General features: G+C 59.9%; 18 protein-coding genes. 6 read left to right on the top strand and 12 right to left on the bottom strand.

The genetic code is table 11. The features are described 5' to 3' along the window. Positions 1–19 precede the first annotated feature (19 nt). Positions 20–1,246: an MFS transporter gene (locus B3527_RS06415; protein ID WP_206993049.1), complete on the top strand. Its 1,227-nt coding sequence runs from the start codon at positions 20–22 to the stop codon at positions 1,244–1,246. A 61-nt stretch (positions 1,247–1,307) separates the two neighbouring features. Here B3527_RS06415 and rpmG read toward each other — a convergent pair whose 3' ends face one another. The 7 genes from rpmG to B3527_RS06380 all read right to left on the bottom strand — a co-directional run bounded on the left by rpmG (position 1,308) and on the right by B3527_RS06380 (position 11,135). Continuing rightward, positions 1,308–1,475, bottom strand: coding sequence for a 50S ribosomal protein L33 (rpmG, locus tag B3527_RS06410; protein WP_034789743.1), 168 nt, complete (start codon positions 1,473–1,475; stop codon positions 1,308–1,310). An 84-nt stretch (positions 1,476–1,559) separates the two neighbouring features. After that, positions 1,560–2,303 carry an NUDIX hydrolase gene (locus B3527_RS06405; RefSeq protein WP_242517523.1) on the bottom strand — a complete coding sequence of 248 codons (744 nt, stop codon included), beginning with the start codon at positions 2,301–2,303 and terminating at the stop codon, positions 1,560–1,562. Between the two features lie 7 nt (positions 2,304–2,310). Continuing rightward, positions 2,311–4,605 (bottom strand): ribonuclease R, encoded by a 2,295-nt coding sequence (gene rnr, locus B3527_RS06400; protein WP_290479127.1) that lies wholly within the window; start codon positions 4,603–4,605, stop codon positions 2,311–2,313. A gap of 785 nt (positions 4,606–5,390) precedes the next feature. Beyond that, complete coding sequence (locus tag B3527_RS06395) at positions 5,391–6,110, bottom strand: M23 family metallopeptidase (RefSeq protein WP_290479126.1); 720 nt, start codon at positions 6,108–6,110, stop codon at positions 5,391–5,393. A gap of 117 nt (positions 6,111–6,227) precedes the next feature. Next, positions 6,228–8,804, bottom strand: coding sequence for a type I DNA topoisomerase (topA, locus tag B3527_RS06390; protein WP_290479125.1), 2,577 nt, complete (start codon positions 8,802–8,804; stop codon positions 6,228–6,230). Between the two features lie 67 nt (positions 8,805–8,871). After that, positions 8,872–9,993 carry an LPS export ABC transporter permease LptG gene (gene lptG, locus B3527_RS06385; protein WP_034813312.1) on the bottom strand — a complete coding sequence of 374 codons (1,122 nt, stop codon included), beginning with the start codon at positions 9,991–9,993 and terminating at the stop codon, positions 8,872–8,874. Next, positions 9,993–11,135 (bottom strand): LptF/LptG family permease, encoded by a 1,143-nt coding sequence (locus tag B3527_RS06380; RefSeq protein WP_051607661.1) that lies wholly within the window; start codon positions 11,133–11,135, stop codon positions 9,993–9,995. The genes lptG and B3527_RS06380 overlap by 1 nt, the downstream gene beginning before the upstream one ends. A 116-nt stretch (positions 11,136–11,251) precedes the next feature. Here B3527_RS06380 and B3527_RS06375 point away from each other — a divergent pair, with 116 nt between their 5' ends. Both B3527_RS06375 and B3527_RS06370 read left to right on the top strand, forming a co-directional pair. Continuing rightward, positions 11,252–12,718, top strand: coding sequence for a leucyl aminopeptidase (locus tag B3527_RS06375; RefSeq protein WP_290479124.1), 1,467 nt, complete (start codon positions 11,252–11,254; stop codon positions 12,716–12,718). 3 nt (positions 12,719–12,721) lie between these two features. Next, positions 12,722–13,195 (top strand): DNA polymerase III subunit chi, encoded by a 474-nt coding sequence (locus B3527_RS06370; RefSeq protein WP_290479123.1) that lies wholly within the window; start codon positions 12,722–12,724, stop codon positions 13,193–13,195. A 3-nt stretch (positions 13,196–13,198) separates the two neighbouring features. Here B3527_RS06370 and B3527_RS06365 read toward each other — a convergent pair whose 3' ends face one another. Further along, a complete protein-coding gene (locus B3527_RS06365; protein ID WP_290479122.1) occupies positions 13,199–13,534 on the bottom strand; it encodes a zinc ribbon domain-containing protein YjdM in 336 nt (111 codons plus the stop codon). Positions 13,535–13,682: 148 nt separating this feature from the next. Here B3527_RS06365 and ndk point away from each other — a divergent pair, with 148 nt between their 5' ends. Continuing rightward, on the top strand, positions 13,683–14,105 hold the full coding sequence (ndk, locus tag B3527_RS06360) for a nucleoside-diphosphate kinase (protein WP_034814231.1): 423 nt from the start codon (positions 13,683–13,685) through the stop codon (positions 14,103–14,105). A 135-nt stretch (positions 14,106–14,240) separates the two neighbouring features. Here the strand turns inward: ndk and B3527_RS06355 are convergent, their stop codons facing one another. The 4 genes from B3527_RS06355 to purM form a co-directional block, all read right to left on the bottom strand. Beyond that, positions 14,241–14,624, bottom strand: a complete 384-nt coding sequence (locus B3527_RS06355; protein ID WP_290479121.1) for a hypothetical protein — start codon at positions 14,622–14,624, stop codon at positions 14,241–14,243. A 132-nt stretch (positions 14,625–14,756) separates the two neighbouring features. Beyond that, positions 14,757–15,083, bottom strand: coding sequence for a hypothetical protein (locus B3527_RS06350; protein WP_290479120.1), 327 nt, complete (start codon positions 15,081–15,083; stop codon positions 14,757–14,759). 17 nt (positions 15,084–15,100) lie between these two features. After that, the gene (gene purN / locus B3527_RS06345; RefSeq protein ID WP_290479119.1) at positions 15,101–15,691 is read right to left on the bottom strand and encodes a phosphoribosylglycinamide formyltransferase; all 591 of its coding nucleotides are present in this window, start codon (positions 15,689–15,691) and stop codon (positions 15,101–15,103) included. Next, entirely contained in the window at positions 15,688–16,713 is a 1,026-nt protein-coding gene (gene purM / locus B3527_RS06340; protein WP_290479118.1) for a phosphoribosylformylglycinamidine cyclo-ligase, read from the bottom strand. The genes purN and purM overlap by 4 nt, the downstream gene beginning before the upstream one ends. A gap of 105 nt (positions 16,714–16,818) precedes the next feature. On the opposite strand from purM, the gene B3527_RS06335 reads away from it, so the two are divergent. Beyond that, positions 16,819–17,838, top strand: coding sequence for a hypothetical protein (locus B3527_RS06335; protein ID WP_290479117.1), 1,020 nt, complete (start codon positions 16,819–16,821; stop codon positions 17,836–17,838). After that, positions 17,835–18,560, top strand: coding sequence for a DnaA ATPase domain-containing protein (locus tag B3527_RS06330; RefSeq protein ID WP_206993061.1), 726 nt, complete (start codon positions 17,835–17,837; stop codon positions 18,558–18,560). Before B3527_RS06335 ends, B3527_RS06330 begins: the two co-directional genes overlap by 4 nt. The last annotated feature ends 19 nt before the right edge of the window (positions 18,561–18,579 follow it).

Below are 18,579 nucleotides of genomic sequence, written 5' to 3'. Positions count from 1 at the left end.
CCGTCGCAAGGCGCTGCTCATGAATGACCGGTTCTCGGCGTTTCGCCATTCTTCCTATCGCAGATACTTCCTGTCTCGCTTCATGACATCGCTTGCGGCGCAGGTCGTTTCTGTCGCCGTGGCGTGGCAGATGTATGATGTTACCCAGAACGCGGCGCTTCTCGGTTGGATCGGCCTTGTCCAGTTCCTGCCAGCCCTGTTGTTGGTCGTGGTGACAGGTGTCGCATCGGACCGGCTCGGTCGCCGGAATGTCATGGGAGCGTCAGTCAGCGTCGAACTGGTATGCGCCGGGGTGATTTTGGCGCTCGCGCTGACGGGACGATTTGATCCTCTGATCGTTCTCGCGACCCTCACTGTCTTTGGTGTCGCACGCGCATTCTATACGCCTGCTTCGTCGAGTCTTGCGGTCAATTTGGTGCCGCGTGAAGACTTCGCCAATGCTGTGGGCTGGCTTGCATCATCCTGGCAGGCGGCGTCGATCCTCGGACCAGTGGCAGGTGGATTGTTATATGGTGTCGGGGCGGGGTTTGCGTATGGAACGGCTGTCAGCCTGTTTGCCATATCGGCCATCCTGATTTTCTCGATCCCGAAACCTCCCCAGCGTATCGAGCGCGAACCAACGACACTCAACGTGCTGTTGGGCGGGTTCAAATATGTGTTCAATCAGAAAGTTGTGCTGGGCGCGATCTCTCTGGATTTGTTCGCTGTGTTGCTGGGCGGCGCCGTGGCGTTGCTGCCGATCTATGCGCGGGACATATTGGAAATTGGTGAAGAGGGGCTTGGCTTGTTGCGCGCGGCGCCCGGCATTGGCGCACTCATCATGCTGGCGATCATCACGGCGTTTCCGATCAAGGATCATGCCGGCCTGATACTATTCGTGTCGGTCGCGCTCTTCGGGATTTCCACCGTCGTGTTCGGGTATTCGAATGTCGTCTGGCTATCCATCGTCGCGCTGATCTTCGTTGGAGCCTTCGACATGGTGTCGGTCTATATCCGCGAAGTTCTCCTGCAGCTCTGGACACCTGACCAAGTGCGCGGGCGGGTCAATGCCGTGAACTCGATTTTCCTGGGCGCGTCCAATGAACTGGGCGAGGCGCGGGCCGGATTCATGGCCGCCAAATGGGGCGCGGTCTTCACGGTCGTAGCGGGCGGCTATGCGGCCGTCGGCGTGGCTGCGGCTTGGTCAGTCCTGTTCCCCGGTATCCGCAAGACACGAGACCTGCATCATGGCGTGCCGGAAGAATAGGCAACAAAAAACCCGCTCTAGTGGAGCGGGCTTTTCGAACAATGCATGAAAAACAAGGATCTTACTTGATCTTGCCTTCCTTGAATTCGACGTGCTTCTTCGCGACCGGGTCGTACTTACGCTTGACCATTTTTTCGGTCATGTTGCGTGGGTTTTTCTTCGTCACGTAGAAGAAACCGGTGTCGGCCGTCGAATTGAGGCGGATCTTGATGGTGGCTGGTTTGGCCATGACGAATGCTCGCTTGTGTTAGCGTCTGAAACTGGAAAGCGGCTTAATGGAGATGTGCGCGTCGGAAGTCAAGCGCCATTGCTGCTAGAGGCGGTCGGTCGAATGTCCGCTGCGGGTCCAGCGCAGGAAGGGCGGGCCCCGATTCAGCGACGGCTTGTCCAGTCTTTCCTCGATTTCCCCCAGCATGAACCGGGTGACATTAGGCAAATCGAGCGCCAGTGCGTCTTTCAGGGTGACCCATTGCAGGTCAGACAATTCCGCGCCGTCGACGGGCGGACGCTCATCAATCAGAGCATCTTCGGCGTTCGCCATGAAGAATCGCGCGTCGAATCGCTTCGGTCGATAGGGCGGCGTGATGGCTCGGCCGATGAAGGTCAATGGGGACAGGTGAGGCGCTGCGTCGAGTTCATGAAAAGGTTTCCAGCCGATTGGGTGCCTGTCTGGCATCTCGGCGTCGCGCGCCACCAAGAGGCCGGTTTCCTCGAATGTTTCGCGTATGGCTGTCAGGGCGAAGGCACGCGGCTTGCGGCGCGTCTGGATGCGCAGGAGACGTTCCTGCTGGGCGTCCAGTTCGCAATAGGAGACGGCCTTGCCATCCTGTGGGTCCACACGGCCACCGGGGAAGACGTATTTGTCTGGCATGAAGGCATGACGCGCCGAGCGCTTACCCATCAGGACGCGAGGTTCGGCGGCGTCCCGGCGGACCAGTATGAGTGTGGCGGCGTCTTTCGGGCGGGGACTGCGTTTGCGAGTCTCGATGACATCGCCATCATCTTCCTTGTCAAATGCGGAGCCCATCAGCGTATCTGAGTGCGGATTCGAATTCATGTCCAAACTATTTCCGGCTCTTGCGCTTGTGCTTGGGCAGCGTCTTCTTGTTGAACTTCCCTTTGCCGGGGCGCTTACCCGTTGGCTTGCCGGGGCCGGTCTTTCTGCGCGGGGGACGACCGCGGCCTGTATCATGGCGCTCGCGTGCCTCCCGGCGCCCTTCCGGGGCTGGCATCGGGTCGGATAGCATTTCGAGCAGGAGGCCACCTTGAAGAGGGGTAACCTCTTTCAGCTTCACCCGAACGATCTGACCGAGACCATAGGTCTTGCCTGATCCCCGCGCATAAATCTGCATGGCGGTGTCATCATGCACCCAATAATCATCGGAGATAGATGAAATCGGGACGAACCCGTCTGCACCTGAGCCAGCCAGCGCGATGAATAGCCCTGCGCCAGTGACGCCCGTGATGCGTCCCTCAAATTCACTACCAACTCGATCCGCAAGGAAAATGGCAAGGTAGCGGTCGGTGGCCTCGCGTTCAGCGGCCATGGAACGGCGCTCGGTATCTGAGATGTGCTGAGCCATCTCCTCCAGCCGTACCGACATGTCCTTGGACAGGCCGTCCGGGCCGAGCCCGAGCGAAGCGATCAGCGCGCGGTGCACGATCAAGTCAGCATAGCGCCGGATCGGTGAAGTAAAGTGCGCGTAGCGGATAAGGTTCAGGCCGAAATGGCCCAGATTCTCTTCCGAATAGATCGCCTGAGCCTGTGTGCGTAGCACCATCTGGGTGACCATCTGGTCGTAATCGCCATCGCGGATATCGCCAAGCAGACGGTTGAAATTCTCGGTCTGCGGGCGCTGGCCGATATTCCATTTCATGTCGATGGTCTGCAGGAATTCGGCGAAGGCGGCGATCTTCGCATCTGTGGGCGTGTCGTGGACACGATAGATCAGCGGGCTTTTCTGCTTTTCCAGGGTTTCAGCGGCTGCCACGTTCGCCTGGATCATGAATTCCTCGATCAGGCGGTGGGCGTCGAGACGTTCCTTGGTAATGATGCCTTCGATTTCGCCATCCTCGGAAAACACGATGCGACGCTCGGGCAGGTCGAGATCCAGCGGAGAGCGATCGTCCCGTGCCTTGGAAAGCGCTGCATAGGCGCCCCAGAGCGGCTTCAGGACGGTTTCCAGCATGTCGCCAGCCTTGCCGCCCGGCTTGCCGTCAATCGCCGCCTGAGCTTCCTCATAGGAGAGCTTGGCTGCTGACTTCATCATGCCGCGAATGAAACGGTGCGAGCGCTTGGAGCCCGACTTGTCGAAGATCATCTCTACCGCCATGCAGCGGCGCAGCTCGCCCTCGCGCAGGGAGCATTCATCCGCTGACAGTTCAAACGGCAGCATCGGGACCACGCGGTCCGGGAAATAGGTCGAGTTGCCGCGCTTCAGCGCTTCGCGATCGAGCGGCGAGTCTGGCGTGACGAACGCCGCCACGTCGGCGATGGCGACGATCACGCGCCAGCCATCATCCAGCTGTTCGGCGAATACTGCGTCATCATGGTCGCGCGCATCATGCGGGTCGATGGTGATGAGCGGGGTTTTTGTCAGGTCCTCACGCTCCGCCGCAGCGGGTTTTGGATTGCGGGCCTGTTCCAGCGCCGCTTCAGGGAAGTCGACCGGGATGCCATGGGCATGAATGGCCAGCAGGCTGGCTGAGCGGGGATCGCTGATATGGCCGATCACTTCGCGGATCACGCCGAGATTGGGACCATATTGCCGGCGGCCCTGTGGCTTGGGCGTTGTGACCACGAGATCGCCATCCTCGGCACCATTGCGGTCAGCGTCCTGAATCAGGAATTCGCGGCGCTCCTTGCGATTGGCCGGGGTAACCTTGCCGCCGCGGGGGCCTTGCGAATACATGCCAACGAGCGAATTGGTCAGCTGTTTTTCCAGCACGGTCAGGGCCCGGGCCTGCCAGTCGCCATCGACCTGGGTGATCTTGCACAGGGCGCGGTCGCCTTCGCCGGGCTCGGTGGCCTCACCTTTCTGCTTACCGGACAGGCCGGAATAGATGATGTCCGGCCCAAACGGACCATTGTCGCCAAGCGCCTTGCCGATCAGATCGCCATTTTCGTCGGTATGGGTGAATTGGACAACGCCAGTCGAAGGGGGGCGATCCGCCTGGGACCAGGCGCGTTTGCCTGTCCGTTCCAGCGTGCCATCGGCCTCCAACTCCTTCAGGATTTCGCGCAGCACGGCGCGTTCGCGGCCTTTTACGTGCAGGCCGCGGGCAATGTCCTGTTTGGTCGTTGCGTTCGGATTGTCTCGAATGAAATCGAGCACTGTTTTCTTATCTGGGAAACTCATACCGCCCATATAGGGGGACTCGCAGAAAAATGCGCGGGGGTTTTATGCAGCCAGTCTAATCGGAAAAAAACGATCTTAATAATATACGAGCGCACGCCACAGCATTGTCGGTAGTGTCACCGAAAACTTCTTTTGTTTTTTCAAGCCTGCCAGTCCGTATATATACTTGGCATGCATAATTGTGCTCAGAGTGCTTATACGGTTCACTTACCTGAACCTGAATACAAGGCCATTCCGATGTATGCTCAGTATTCAAGGAATAAACCTCTAGAAATCGCTTCTACACTTCCGCTCACAATTCCCATATGCGTTTATAGCTGCTGAGTAGCAAGAGGCACGTGACGCTGGGTCGGGATGAATTCGGCAATAGGCCACTGCCGAATTATACCAAAAGTCGCAATCCTTTTCACAATGCAGGTAGTCAGGGGTGCCATAACCGAATCCCTGACCGTTATTTGTCCGCAGGTTTATTACGTCTTCGTTGAAGAACCTGTCCAACATATCATCGGTAGACCAGCTGAAATCATCTTCTGGCGGGCAGTTGAGTCCCAAACATACAGTTTGCGACATAGCGGGTGCGGGTGTTGCGCAAAGAAGTAGCGATATAATTGTGGCGCGGATGAGTTGGCTAGGTTGCATGTTTCCCTCCAAATTTTGAATAATTTATCGGGGAAACGAAAAATAGTCTAAATAGAAATTTGAGAATGTTTTGTGATCATCCTAGATCATTCTCCGCTCCTGGCACGTAGGCTAGTGTGCAATTCTGCCTATCGAAGGCTGCATTATTACGGGGCTTCCGGCAGTGACATCACGTCTACGGGTGTAAGGGCGAAGGATCCGGCGTGTGCGCCCCATGTGCCGACCAGAACTTCATAGTGCAGGTGGCGCGGTATCAGGTAGCTGGCCGTATTCCCCATAGTACCAAGATATTGGCCGGTTGTGACCAGATCGCCTTCCCGCGTGTCTGCGAACCCTTCGAGATGCGCGTAGCGCGTAAACACGCCGCGGCCATGCTCCAGGACGATCATGTTGCCATAATCGCGTCGGTATCGCTGCCGGCGAATCTTGCCATCGGCGGCGGCAAATACGGGCACCGGATCCAGGCTGTAGAAGTCCAGGCCTTTGTGAAGGCCACCGTTCCGGGGGCCGAAGACGGATGACAGGCATCCGCCGCCGACTGGGGCGGTGGCAAGCCGTATATGGCCCTCCGCCAGCACAAAGCGCTTATAGTCGGTGACTACGAGGTCTTGATCGACATTCGCTCCAATGCTCGGCGCCATCCCCTTGCACGCCGTCAGCGTATCCAGAAACCCCGTCGGGCTTGGCGCAAGCGACATGAGCGTTGGCGGGATATCCGGGGCCGGAGACGGGCGCGGGATTTCCTCCAGATCGATCACTTCAGACGGTCGATCCAAGGCCGCAATCGTCTTGTCCAGTTCTTGGGCGATCAGAACCGAGGCGAGCGTAACCGCTCCCAAGAATGCCAATTTCTCTAAAACAGGCATGATGCAACCCCTAATTCCGCGAGGCGGGAACAGTAAACTATTGGCAGGCCAATCCCTCAACCGGAGGCCGACCGAAAGTGTTCCGGTGACCGTCGATTGAGCTCATTGCCTTATGGATTAATCCTTTTTTGCGGCAGGCGCTTTTTTCTTCGCAGGCGCCTTCTTCTTGGCAGGGGCTTTTTTCTTGGCGGGAGTCTTCTTGCCGCCCTTGGATGCCTTGGCGTTGATCAACTCGATGGCCTGTTCCAGCGTGACCGCATCCGGTGTCACATCCTTGGGCAGGGTCGCATTGGTCTTGCCATGCTTCACATATGGCCCATAGCGGCCTTCGAAGACTTCGATTGCGCCGCCATCCGGATGATCGCCGAGAGTTTTCAGAGCGGCGGCTCCGCCACGGGCTCCCTGTTTGGCGCGTTTGTCGGCGATCAGTGTGACGGCGTGGTTCAGGCCGATGGTGAAGACATCGTTCGGATCCTTGAGGTTCGCATAGGTCTTGCCATGCTGAACATAGGGGCCGAAGCGACCGAAATTGGCAAGGATCGGTTCGTTGTCTTCCGGGTGTTTGCCGACTTCGCGGGGCAGCATCAGCAGTTCGACTGCACGGTCGAGCGTGATGTCCTGCGGGTTTTCCTTTTCGGCCTTGGTCAGCGAAGCACGCTTTGGCTTCTCGCCATTCGCCATTTCGACATAGGGACCGAACCGACCGGTCTTCAGATAGATCATCTCGCCGGTATCGGGATGAAGACCCAACTCGTTGCCGTCTGGATTGATCGCTGCGGCGGCGTCGCCATCTGCGCTGAACTGGCGGGTGAACTTGCACTCAGGATGGCGTGAACAGCCGACGAAAGCGCCAAAGCGGCCCAGCTTCATTGAAAGCTCGCCTTCCTTGCAGAGCGGGCACTGGCGCGGGTTCTCGATCGGATTGCCGTCCGCATCTTGGCGCGGGAACACATAGGCTCCGAGTTCCTCGTTGAGAACGTCCAGAACCGCTGAGACACGAAGGTCTTTCGTCTCGTCGATATCGGCGGCGAATTGCTGCCAGAATTCCTTCAGAAAGGCTTTCCAGTCGAGCTTGCCATCAGAAATGATGTCCAGCTTCTCTTCGAGCCCGGCGGTGAAATCATATTCCACATAGCGCCGGAAGAAGTTCTCAAGGAACGCCGTCACGAGGCGTCCCTTGTCCTCGGGGATCAGCTGTTTCTTCTCGATGCGGACATAGTCGCGATCTTCCAGCGTGGAGAGGGTCGACGCATATGTAGACGGGCGGCCGATGCCGAGCTCTTCAAGCTTCTTGACCAGTGAGGCTTCCGTGAAGCGTGGTGGCGGTGTGGTGAAGTGCTGGCTGGCCTCGGCCTTCAGCAGGTCCGCATGCTGGCCTTCTTCCATCTTGGGCAGGCGATTTTCGTCATCGTCGCCATCATCGCCTTCATCGCGACCTTCGGTGTAGAGCTTGATATAGCCATCAAACACCAGGACCTGACCGGTCGAGCGCAGGACCGCGCGCTTGTCCTTGGAGGTCATGTCGATGGTGGTGCGCTCGAAGCGGGCGGTTTCCATTTGCGAGGCGACCGCGCGTCGCCAGATGAGCGTGTAGAGTTTCTTCAGGTCGCCATCGCCATGATAATCTTCCGGGCGAAGGTCGAAATTGGTCGGCCGGATGGCTTCGTGCGCTTCCTGGGCGTTCTTGGCCTTCGAAGAATAGCGGCGGGTCTTTTCCGGCAGGTAACGCGCGCCATAGTTCGACTGGATCATGGACCGGGCTGCCGCATAGGCTTCCTCGGCCATGTTTACGCCATCGGTACGCATATACGTTATGCGACCTTCTTCGTAGAGCTTCTGGGCGGCCTGCATCGTCCGCTTGGCGTTGAAGCCGATCTTGCGGGAGGCTTCCTGTTGCAGCGTGGACGTGATGAAGGGTGGGGGTGGATTGCGCTTGACCGGCTTGGCCTCAACCGAGGTGACGGAATAGCCGCCGATCTGGACAATTTCCAGCGCCTTGTCGGCGTCGCCCTTGTTGCCCAGCGTGAACTTTTTCAGCGTTTCGCCGTCGAGACTATAGAGGCGCGCTTCAAAGTCGGTGCCGTCTGGTGCGCGCAGGTTAGCCGCCACATTCCAGTACTCTTGCGGCCGGAACATCTCGATCTCGTTCTCGCGGTCGCAAACGATGCGCAGTGCCACAGACTGGACGCGGCCAGCCGACCGGCTACCCGGCAATTTGCGCCACAGGACCGGCGACAGGTTGAAGCCGACCAGATAGTCGAGTGCGCGGCGCGCCAGATAGGCATCGACCAGTTCGCCATCAATCTGGCGGGGATGTTCCATTGCGGTCGTGACTGCATTCTTGGTGATCGCGTTGAAGACGACACGCTCGACTGGCGTGTCCTTCTTCAGGGCGCGGCGCTTGCGCAAGGCTTCCACGAGGTGCCAGCTGATGGCTTCGCCTTCGCGATCGGGGTCGGTCGCGAGGATCAGCGTGTCGGCTTCTTTCAACGCCGCTGCGATCTCGGAGATACGCTTGGACGATTTGGAATCTGCCTCCCACACCATCGCGAAATCATCGTCCGGATCGACCGAACCATTCTTGGAGGGAAGGTCACGGATATGCCCGTAGGACGCCAGGACCTTATAGTCCTTGCCGAGATACTTGTTGATGGTTTTCGCCTTTGCGGGCGACTCGACGACGACAAGTTTCATGCGCTTACCTCTTTAAGGCGGCGAGAGATGGGGTCGGGAGACAGGCCCTGTCAAGGCCGGGTTGTAATTAGCCGTCTTCCCGATAGGCGATGAAGGTGAGCGTGCAGAACAGCACAAAGAGTGGCGGGCTCCATGCTGCGATCACGGGGGGCGCCGCACCTGTTGCCCCGAGGCTGGAAGAGAATTGAGTGAAGAAATACAGCCCGACCGCTGCGAGCGACCCGATGGCCAGAAGCTGTGAATTTCCACCCATTCGCTGCAGGCGCAGGCACACAACGGCGCCGATCAGCGCCATCGCCACAAACAGGGCCGGCAGGGCCATGAGCGCGTTGAGGCGCATCTTGTAGCGCGAAGCGTCCAGGCCGGCGGCTTGGGTCTGGCGAACGAAATGCGGCAATTGCCAGAAGCCAATCGTGTTGGGAGATGCAAATTTGTCGAGCAGCGTCACCGCGTCCAGTGTCGTGGGGATGGCGAGATTTTCCTTGAACTCGGGTGGAGCGTTCGGAACATTTTCGATTACGCCTTCAAGCTGCCAGAAGCCATTGCGCAGAATCGCACTATCCGCGTCGATCCGGCGGGCAAAGGCGTAGTCATTGGTCGGTCGCCCATCTGCGTAGAGGCGCTCTTCCTGGATCATCTTCACATCCTGAAGATTCACCCCGCCTTCGGCGACGCGCTTGGCGTGAATGACAATCTGGTTGGTTTCGTCACCCTGGCGCAACCAGATGCCTGTATCGGAAACCGAAAGGGTCGGACGGCCTTCATTGAGCAGGCGGTCGCGCGTCTGCTCAAAGGACTCGGTCAGTTTCGCCGCAAACGGATTGAGCACCATCATTGTGAACAGGCCGAGGACCACGCCGAGGACCATGACCGGGGTCAGGAAGCGCCACGCCGAAATGCCGCTGGCGCGGATGATGGACAATTCCGACCGACGATTGAGCCGGGTGAAGGCCATCATGGAGGCGATCAGCAGCGCAAAGGGCAAGGTTTGTTCGACAATTTGCGGCAGTTTCATCAGGGACAGGTTGAGCGCGCCAAGAATGCTGAGGCGTACATCGCCGCCCACTGTGCGCAGTTGCTCGACCACATCGATCATGAGAATGGCCAGCAGGAGGATGCCCAGCACAAGGGCCAGTCCCATGAGGCATTCCTTCAGGATGTATCTCTGTATCTTGGAAAATAGAGGCATCAGCTGGTGGCTCCGGTCGGGTTCCGGAATAACTCAAGTGGTGGGCGATCGACCTTGCCGAGGTGGCGCCCTCTCGCAAAATAGATATAGCTGAGGATTGCAATGATGCCGAGCGGGACGAGCCATTGCAGCACATTGAGCGCCGGATCATTCGCGGCGGCCGATTGCAATACCAACTGCACAATCAGAACGCCGATGGCACCACCGGTCGCCCAGCCAATCCGCTTGCTGTAGCCCTTGCGGCTGAAATCCCCGCCGAGCACTGCAAAGATCGCCAGCAGCGTCATGACGATGTTCAGCAAGGGTGTGGTCAGGCGACTGTGCGCTTCCGCCAGCAGGGAGTCTATTTCCTTGAGTTCGAAATAATTGGTTCGGTCCACGAAGAACAATTCATAGAGATATTTGTCCGATGCCTTCAGGACGAGGTCTGAGTCCTCTTTCATGAAGTCAGTCAGATCGAACAAGTATTGGTCGAATTCCAGGATCGATAGCTGGTTGTTTGCGTCGAGCTGTTGGCTGGTCGCATCCCGCAGCAGGAGTGTTGGGCTGCCTTCGACTTCAATCAGCGCGGCGCTGCGCGCGAGAATGTCAGTGGGGTTCTCCGGATCGGTCATGTCGGAGATCAGCACGCCACGCAGTTCGCCGCCGGCCTGTTCGCGCGCATAGAAGGTCAGCCGGTCCCCATTGGAGGTAAACTGACCGGGCCGGATCAAGGCGGCAGCCAGATCGGCGCGCGCTGTCGCCACGGTTTCGCGCATGGCGCGTTGAGCGGCGGGCTGGACCCAGAGGTTCACGGTCAGGTGTGCGACGAGACAAAGCACGGCGAGCCGCATGATCGGTGAAGCGATCTGCCAGCGGGTCATGCCGGCGGCCTGCGCGACAACGATCTCGCTATCCTTGTGTATGCGGTTCAGCGACCAGACCGTTGCCACGAACAGGGCGAGCGGGGTCAGAAGCGCTATGATCTGCGGTGCGCCGAGCATGACAATATAGAAATAGGTGATCGCAGACTGGCGGTTTTCCAGAATCAAATCGGTGCGTGAAAGCCCTTGGGCCAGCAAGGCCAGCATGGCGAGCCCGCCAATGATGATGACCACAGCCTTCAGGACTTCGAAAAACAGGTATGTCTGGACTTTGGTCATAAGGCGATTAGCAGGCTTTTCGCAGAATCCTTCAGAAAGGGGTGATATTTCCCTAGCTAACGAGTTGCGCAACGCGCGTCGACGTTTAGTTTCCGCTGCAAATGGAGAATCCACACATGAAAATCACATTTGCTGAAAGTGCCAAGGCCGACATCATCGCCTTTCTGGTCGATGAAGACGGGGATCTTCCCGAAGCTGCGGCCGCGCTGAACGAAACCACAGGCGGTCTGTTGTCAGAAGCCATGGACGGCAGCCGGTTCAGTGGCAAGAAGGACCAGCAGGCCTTTATCGTTCTGCCCAAGGGCAGCGATGCTCGACGTGCGGTGCTGATCGGTGCAGGCAAGAAGGACAAGCGCGATGCGCGCGTTCTCGAAGGCCTCGGTGCCAATCTTTACAAATCCCATTCCAGCAGCGGTTTCAAATCTCTCGCGGTCCATGCTGGTTCTGCAGAAGATGCTGCGCGCATTGCGCTCGGTGCGAAGCTCGCCAGCTATCGCTTCGATACATATTTCACCAAGCTGAAAGATGACCAGAAGCCAAGCCTTGAAAGCGTGACACTGGTGGTCTCCGATGTGCCTGCGGCAGAAGCGGCATTCGTGCCGTTGAATGCGGGCGCCGAAGGCACCAAGCTTGCGCGCGATCTGGTCAACATGCCACCGAACGATCTCTATCCGGCCAGCTTTGCAGAGAAGTGCCGCGAGCTGGGCCAGTATGGTGTTCAGGTCGAAGTGCTCGGCGAAGCGGAGCTTGCCAAACTCGGCATGAATTCCATGCTTGGCGTCGGTCAGGGCAGCGTCAAGGAAAGCCAGCTCGGCGTGATGAAATGGATGGGCGGCGCCGAAGGCGAAGACCCGGTGATCCTGATCGGCAAGGGCGTGTGCTTCGACACGGGCGGCATCTCGTTGAAGCCCGGACCGGGTATGGAAGACATGCGCGGGGATATGGGCGGCGCAGCGGCTGTGACCGGTGCAATCCGCGCGCTGGCCGAGCGCAAAGCCAAGGTCAATGTGATCGGTCTCGTGGGTCTGGTTGAGAATATGCCGGATGGCGACGCGATCCGACCGGGCGACATTCTCAAGTCGGCTTCCGGACAGACCATCGAAGTCCAGAACACCGATGCTGAAGGCCGTCTCGTGCTTTGCGATGTGCTCTGGTATGCGCAGGAGCACTTCAAGCCAAAGGCAATGGTGGATCTTGCCACGCTGACCGGCGCGATCGTGATCTCGCTCGGCCATCACCATGCCGGCCTGTTCACTGAGAGCGACGATCTGGCGAATGAGCTCTCCAAGGCTGGCCAGACCGAAGGGGAGCGCGTGTGGCGCCTGCCGCTCGGGCCAGAATATGACTCGCTGCTGAAGTCGAAATTCGCCGACATGCGCAATATTGGTGGCCGGGCCGCTGGCTCGATCACGGCGGCGCAATTCCTGAAGCGCTTCGTGAAAGAGGGCGTGAAATGGGCGCACCTCGATATTGCGGGCGTCGCCTGGGTTGAGGGTGAGAAGGCCGCGTTCGATGTGAGCTGGGCGTCCGGCTTCGGCCCGCGCCTGCTCGACCGCTGGATCGCGGACAATTACGAGAACTAGGTGATGTCAGAGGCGCCGAAGCCTGAATGGTGGTTCTACCATCTCTCCCGCACCACGCTGGAGCAGGCTGCGGCGCCGCTGATGCAGAAATGCCTTGATGTTGGTTGGCGGGTCCTTGCGGTCAGCCCGAGTGTCGAGCGCCGGGCGGCGCTAGATGCGAGCCTCTGGACTTTCGACGAGAAGACTTTCCTGCCGCATGGCCAGGCCGAGGCGCCGGGGCTTGATCCTGCGCGCCAGCCGATCCTGCTGGCCGGCAAGCCGGAGAATTTGAACAAGGCCGATGCGTTGTTCCTGATGGACGGGACGAAGGCGCCTGTCGATGCGCCCTATACGCGCTGCATGGTCATGTTCGATGATGGCGACACGGACACGCGCAATCTGGCCCGCCAACAGTTCAAAGCGGCCAAGGATGCCGGGCTGGTGACCCGATATTTCCAGCAGACGCCAAGTGGCGGCTGGCAGGAGGCAGGCAAGTAGGCGTCAGGCCCTTTTCACAAATTCCGATTTAAGGCCCATCTGGCCAATGCCGTCGATGCGGCAGTCGATATCGTGATCGCCGTCGACGAGACGGATATTCTTGACCTTGGTGCCGCGTTTGACGACTGAGGACGAGCCCTTGATCTTGAGGTCCTTGATGACCGTGACGGTGTCGCCGTCTGCGAGCGGGTTGCCGTTCGAGTCCTTGATGACTGGTGCGTCCGTTGCACTTGCCGTGTCTGCGCTCCATTCATGGGCGCATTCCGGGCAGATCAGCAGCGCGCCGTCTTCATACGTGTATTCGGAATCGCAATTGGGGCAGGGAGGCAGCGCGCTCATGGGTCGGATCCTTGTCGAAATTCAGGCCCCAGCCCCTATGCCTCTCGGGCCGCCTGCGCAATAGCGGCCTTCGATGCTTGCCCCGCTGGGCCCGCCCCGCTATAGGCCGCGCCAGAACCCTTTTTTCCCTTTCAAGCAGGATGTCATCATGGCTGTTCAGCGCACTTTTTCCATCATCAAGCCGGACGCCACCGAGCGTAACCTGACCGGCGCCGTCAACGCCGTCATCGAGAAAGCCGGTCTCCGCATCATCGGCCAGCGCCGCATCCAGATGACGCAGGCTCAGGCCGAGCGTTTCTATGGCGTTCACAGTGAGCGTCCTTTCTTCGGCGAACTGGTTGAATTCATGACTTCCGGCCCGGTCGTCGTTCAGGTCCTCGAAGGCGAGAACGCTGTTGCCGCCTACCGTGAAGTCATGGGCGCCACGAACCCGGCCGAAGCCGCTGACGGCACGATCCGCAAACTGTTCGCCAAATCCATCGGCGAAAACACCGTGCACGGTTCGGACTCCGAAGAGAATGCCGCGATCGAGATCGCGCAATTCTTCTCCGAAGCCGACATCGCTGGCTAAGGCGACGCCTTCGGGCAGATGAGAATTCAGAGAGGGCCCGCCGCAAGGTTGGGCCCTTTTTGTTGCGCGCAGCACAAACGGCCGGGCAGGCGGCGCGTTCCGGGGGTTACCAGATCAGCTTCAAGGCTGGCGGAGTCATGTGTCCGGACGCGGCAGGTGATAGAGCCTGCATTCCTGGCGAAAGCCGGGATCTCTTGCTGCAGGAGGCCCCGGCATCCGCCGGGGACACGGATCGGGGGTGAGAATGACGGGCTCGCCGTGGACGGCCTCGCGGAATCTGCGCGAGGGCTGGAAATCGAAACCGGAACGCGCAGGTGTGCGTCCGGAGAGATCATCCGATAGCTGAGCGATGACGACTTGTCCCGTCGGCGTAACGACCCAGAGCATTTGCGAGCCGGGCCTGCCGGCCTGCTGGAACCATGCCCTCAGGCGCTGGATGCGCCAGAAGATCAGCGGCCAGAGGAGCCAGAGATGCAGGGGCAGGCCCTGCATGGGCTGGAAGAGGGAGAAGGCTGGCATCGTGCTGTGAAGGTAGCAGCGTGCTCGGGGCGGTCGGATTGGTGGCGGCGGAGCCCCGCGCCAACGGGAAACCAAGGGCGTTTAGGGGGTGGAGAGGCGCACGCGTTTCCACCTGGCAAGCCGCTAGCGGACTTAGTTCTGCGGAAAGGTGTACAGCGCGATTAGCATCGGGATGATACTGAGCCAAGCGGCCGCATAGCTGAGCGTCGTCGGCAGGCGCAGTTTTTCAGCAAAGGCCACCGCGCCGCGATCCGGCACTTCGGAATACGACCGTGTCCAGAGATACCTGATCAGCGGATAGGCCGACATCAGGTCGCCGTTCCCCATCAGGGTCGGATGCTCGGCGTGCTCCCAGAGAACCGGGTGGCGCTTCTTGCTGCCCTTGATGAAAATCCAGGACGTGATGCTTTCTGCGATGAGGCACAGGAAAAAGATGCTGGCGGTCAGGATGAGCAACATGTGAGTCCTCTGTGCTCTCAGGCCCGTGTCTGAATTTCGGCGCAGGCCTTGGTCAGCGCTTCCGGGTAGAGCCGGTGCTCAACTGGCAGGAGGCGGGCGGCGAGGCTGTCGGCTGTGTCGCCCGGCAGGATGGGCAGGCTCGCCTGCTGGATGATTTCGCCATCATCGACACCGGGACTGACCCAGTGGACGGTGCAGCCGGCTTCGGTATCGCCCGCATCCAGCGCGCGCTGATGGGTGTCGAGGCCTTTGTACTTTGGCAGCAGCGAGGGGTGGATGTTGACCATCCGGCCCTGCCATTTGTTGACGAACCAGGGTGTCAGGACGCGCATGAACCCGGCCAGTGCAATGATCTCGACGCCTGCCTCTGTGAGCTGTTCGTGCATCGCGCGCTCAAAGGCTTCGCGGTCCTTGCCATAGGTCTTGTGATCTATGGCGGCGGTCGCAATGCCGGCGGCGGTAGCCGTTTCCAGCCCCTTCGCGTCCGGCCGGTTGGACAGGACGAGGACGGGCTGGGCCGGATAGGCCGGGTCCCGCGCCGCCTCCAGGATGGCTTCCATATTGGAGCCGCGCCCGGAAATCAGGATGGCCAGTTTCAGGCGGGTCATGCGGGGGCGAGGTCTCCGAGCACGACCGGGGTCTCGCCCATCAGGCGCAGCTGGTTCATCACGATCTCGGCCATGTCCGGCTCGACGGAGAAGACCATGCCGATGCCCATATTGAAGGTGCGATGCATCTCATCCAGCTCGACGCCGCCGGCTTCCTGAAGCCACTGGAAGACCGGGCCGGGCGTCCAGCTGTCTCTATCAATACGGGGTACGAGATGATCGGGGCACATGCGCGGCGTGTTTTCCGTCAGGCCGCCGCCGGTGATGTGGGCAAGGCCATTGATCAGGCTGCCCTTGATCAGCGGCAGGGCGGCTGCGGAATAAAGCCGGGTCGGGGTCAGCAGGGCTTCGCCGAGCGTGCCGTCGGAGAAAGGCGAGGCGGCCTCGTAGGAGAGGCCTTCACGCTCGACGATGCGGCGGATCAGGGAATAGCCATTTGAATGCGGGCCGGACGAGGCGATGCCGATCAGCACGTCGCCTGCGGCCATGTCGCCCATGCGGGGAAGGACCTTGGCGCGGTCGACGGCGCCGACGACGAAGCCTGCGAGGTCGTAATGGCCGGGCGGGTACATGCCGGGCATTTCAGCGGTTTCGCCGCCGACAAGGGCGCAGCCGGACTGGCGGCAGCCTTCGGCGATGCCCGCGACGACCGCTTCGGCGATGCCGGCTTCGAGCTTGCCAGTTGCGAAATAATCCAGGAAAAACAGCGGCTCGGCCCCTTGGGCGAGCACGTCATTGGCGCACATGGCGACGAGGTCGATGCCGACCGTGTTGTGGATGCCGGTTTCGAAAGCCAGCATCAGCTTGGTGCCGACGCCGTCTGTGCCAGAAACCAGGACAGGATCCTCATAGCCGGACGCTTTCAGGTCGAACAGCGCGCCGAAGCCGCCGAGCCCGCCCATGACGCCTGCGCGTGCGGTTGCCTTTGCCAGCGGGCCAATGGCCTCAACCAGCCTTTCTCCTGCCTCAATGTCGACACCGGCATCACGGTAGGAAAGGGGAGTTTTGGATGTATCGCTCATGATGACTCGCGCGTTAGCATGGGGAAAACGTCTCTGCCAGTGCCGCTTGCGGTTCCAGCCCCAGCTCTGGCTTGCTACAAGAGGTCTAAACGGAGGCCGTTGACCATGATTCGTATCCTTATTGCGTCCCTTTTCGCCCTGGTTGCCCTCGGGTTGGGCGCCTCCGCTGATACGCGGGATGTCTACACGGTTTCAGATATCGAAGTGGACGAATCTGCCGGCACGCTGATCGAGGCGCGTGAGCGTGCCATGGCTGCAGCCCGGATCAAAGGGGCCCGGGTACTGATCGACCGGATCACATTGGCCGATGACCGTGTGTCTGCCGGGGGCATCCCAATCGATGCCGCACTCGCGAACCGCTTGTCAGCGGCCGTGGATGTGCAGGAAGAGACGGCCGGGAACGGTCGCTACAAGGGCACGCTGGCGATGGTCTATAATCCGCGCATGGTGCGGGCGCATCTGGAATCGCTCTCGGTGCCTTATGTTGACACGCAAGGCCCCAAAGGACTGTTGATCCCGTTGGCGTCATCGGCCGGACTGGAGGCTGCCTGGCGCGAAGCGCTCGGAACAGGCCGCGATGAGACGCTGTCGCCCTATGTGACCTCGAACAGCCCCGGATACAGCGCCTTCAGCAGCTGGATGGAACTGTCACCGGAGGCGTCTGCCATGGGCGCGCGCCGAGGTATTCTGGCGGACCTGTCTGGCCGCGATGGCGCATGGCGCGTCACGGTGTCGACCGTGACGGCAGCGGGCACTGAACCTGTGGGCACGACGCCTTTCGCCCAAACGCTGGACGGCGCAGTCGATGCGATGCTCGGACTGCTCGATGAAAACTGGAAGCGTACCTCGGTGATCCGCAGCGGCGAGCGGACCCCGGCCACGGCGAGTGTGCGCTACACATCTCTGATCGAGTGGAACACGTTGCGCGGTGCGCTGGCCCGGTCGCCTCTGATCTCGGAATTCCGCATTGACGCGATTGCGCGTGACGGGGCGATGGTTGCCTTTTCCTATGCGGGCGATCCACCGCGCCTGCAGAACGATCTGCTGCAGCGCGGGGTTTCCCTGTCCGAGAATGATTATGGCTGGATTGTCCGGTCCGCGGTGTCGTCGTCGGGGGAACCGTGAACCCGGCGAACCCGAACAGGCCCTACAAGCCGAGCCAGCTCAGCCTCGGCTTTCCTGCAAAAGAACCCACGCTTGATGCGCTTCTGGTGACGGAAGCCAATGAGAGCGCTTTGGCGGTGCTCGGCGCGCCGCAGAGTTGGCCGTTTCCTGTCATTTGCCTGTTGGGGCCGCCGCGCTGCGGATTGTCTGTTCTGGCGCGCGCCTGGTGTCAGGAATTTGAAGGCAGCTATCATGTCGCCAAGGAGTTTTCCCGTCTGAAATCACGCGGCCTGGCGGCGCTGGCGTCGGGATTTGTCGCGGTGGACGATGCCGACCGCGTCAAGAAATCCGAGAATTTGTTGACACTGATCAATTCGGCAACGGCTGAAGGCGGGCATGTCCTGCTGACTTCAAAGCACCATCCGAGCCAATGGCAAACCCAGTCAGCCGACTTGAAATCCCGCCTCATGGCACTGCCGGTGATCGAGATTGGGGAGCCTGACGAAAAAATGCTCAAGGCGCGGCTGGAATCCGCTGCCGAGCGCTATTTCCTGAAGCTTGAGCCTGAGGTCATTAAGTATCTGGTACCCCGACTGGAACTTTCTTATGAGGCTATCGAAATATTTATAGAGAAATTGAATGATAAGGTGACCGAAGCGGGCCGGGCACCGTCGGTGCCATTGGCCCGGGAAGTCGTCGAAGAATTGGGCTGGGCCGACCCCGATCAGAGGTCCATGCTGTAGAATTGAATGGAATTGCGGA

The organism is Hyphomonas sp. UBA4505, from assembly GCF_002388685.1.
Classification (GTDB): domain Bacteria; phylum Pseudomonadota; class Alphaproteobacteria; order Caulobacterales; family Hyphomonadaceae; genus Hyphomonas.
This window is presented reverse-complemented; position numbering and strand designations above follow the sequence as displayed.

Excerpts from the sequence above, each read along its gene's own strand:
- purM (WP_290479118.1), bottom strand. The coding sequence starts at position 16,713 with ATGAGCGATACATCCAAAACTCCCCTTTCCTACCGTGATGCCGGTGTC.
- B3527_RS06370 (WP_290479123.1), top strand. The coding sequence starts at position 12,722 with ATGTCAGAGGCGCCGAAGCCTGAATGGTGGTTCTACCATCTCTCCCGC.
- rnr (WP_290479127.1), bottom strand. The coding sequence starts at position 4,605 with ATGAGTTTCCCAGATAAGAAAACAGTGCTCGATTTCATTCGAGACAAT.
- B3527_RS06395 (WP_290479126.1), bottom strand. The coding sequence starts at position 6,110 with ATGCCTGTTTTAGAGAAATTGGCATTCTTGGGAGCGGTTACGCTCGCC.
- lptG (WP_034813312.1), bottom strand. The coding sequence starts at position 9,993 with ATGCCTCTATTTTCCAAGATACAGAGATACATCCTGAAGGAATGCCTC.
- topA (WP_290479125.1), bottom strand. The coding sequence starts at position 8,804 with ATGAAACTTGTCGTCGTCGAGTCGCCCGCAAAGGCGAAAACCATCAAC.
- B3527_RS06335 (WP_290479117.1), top strand. The coding sequence starts at position 16,819 with ATGATTCGTATCCTTATTGCGTCCCTTTTCGCCCTGGTTGCCCTCGGG.
- ndk (WP_034814231.1), top strand. The coding sequence starts at position 13,683 with ATGGCTGTTCAGCGCACTTTTTCCATCATCAAGCCGGACGCCACCGAG.
- B3527_RS06355 (WP_290479121.1), bottom strand. The coding sequence starts at position 14,624 with ATGCCAGCCTTCTCCCTCTTCCAGCCCATGCAGGGCCTGCCCCTGCAT.
- B3527_RS06405 (WP_242517523.1), bottom strand. The coding sequence starts at position 2,303 with ATGAATTCGAATCCGCACTCAGATACGCTGATGGGCTCCGCATTTGAC.
- B3527_RS06375 (WP_290479124.1), top strand. The coding sequence starts at position 11,252 with ATGAAAATCACATTTGCTGAAAGTGCCAAGGCCGACATCATCGCCTTT.
- B3527_RS06365 (WP_290479122.1), bottom strand. The coding sequence starts at position 13,534 with ATGAGCGCGCTGCCTCCCTGCCCCAATTGCGATTCCGAATACACGTAT.
- B3527_RS06415 (WP_206993049.1), top strand. The coding sequence starts at position 20 with ATGAATGACCGGTTCTCGGCGTTTCGCCATTCTTCCTATCGCAGATAC.
- purN (WP_290479119.1), bottom strand. The coding sequence starts at position 15,691 with ATGACCCGCCTGAAACTGGCCATCCTGATTTCCGGGCGCGGCTCCAAT.
- B3527_RS06380 (WP_051607661.1), bottom strand. The coding sequence starts at position 11,135 with ATGACCAAAGTCCAGACATACCTGTTTTTCGAAGTCCTGAAGGCTGTG.
- B3527_RS06350 (WP_290479120.1), bottom strand. The coding sequence starts at position 15,083 with ATGTTGCTCATCCTGACCGCCAGCATCTTTTTCCTGTGCCTCATCGCA.
- rpmG (WP_034789743.1), bottom strand. The coding sequence starts at position 1,475 with ATGGCCAAACCAGCCACCATCAAGATCCGCCTCAATTCGACGGCCGAC.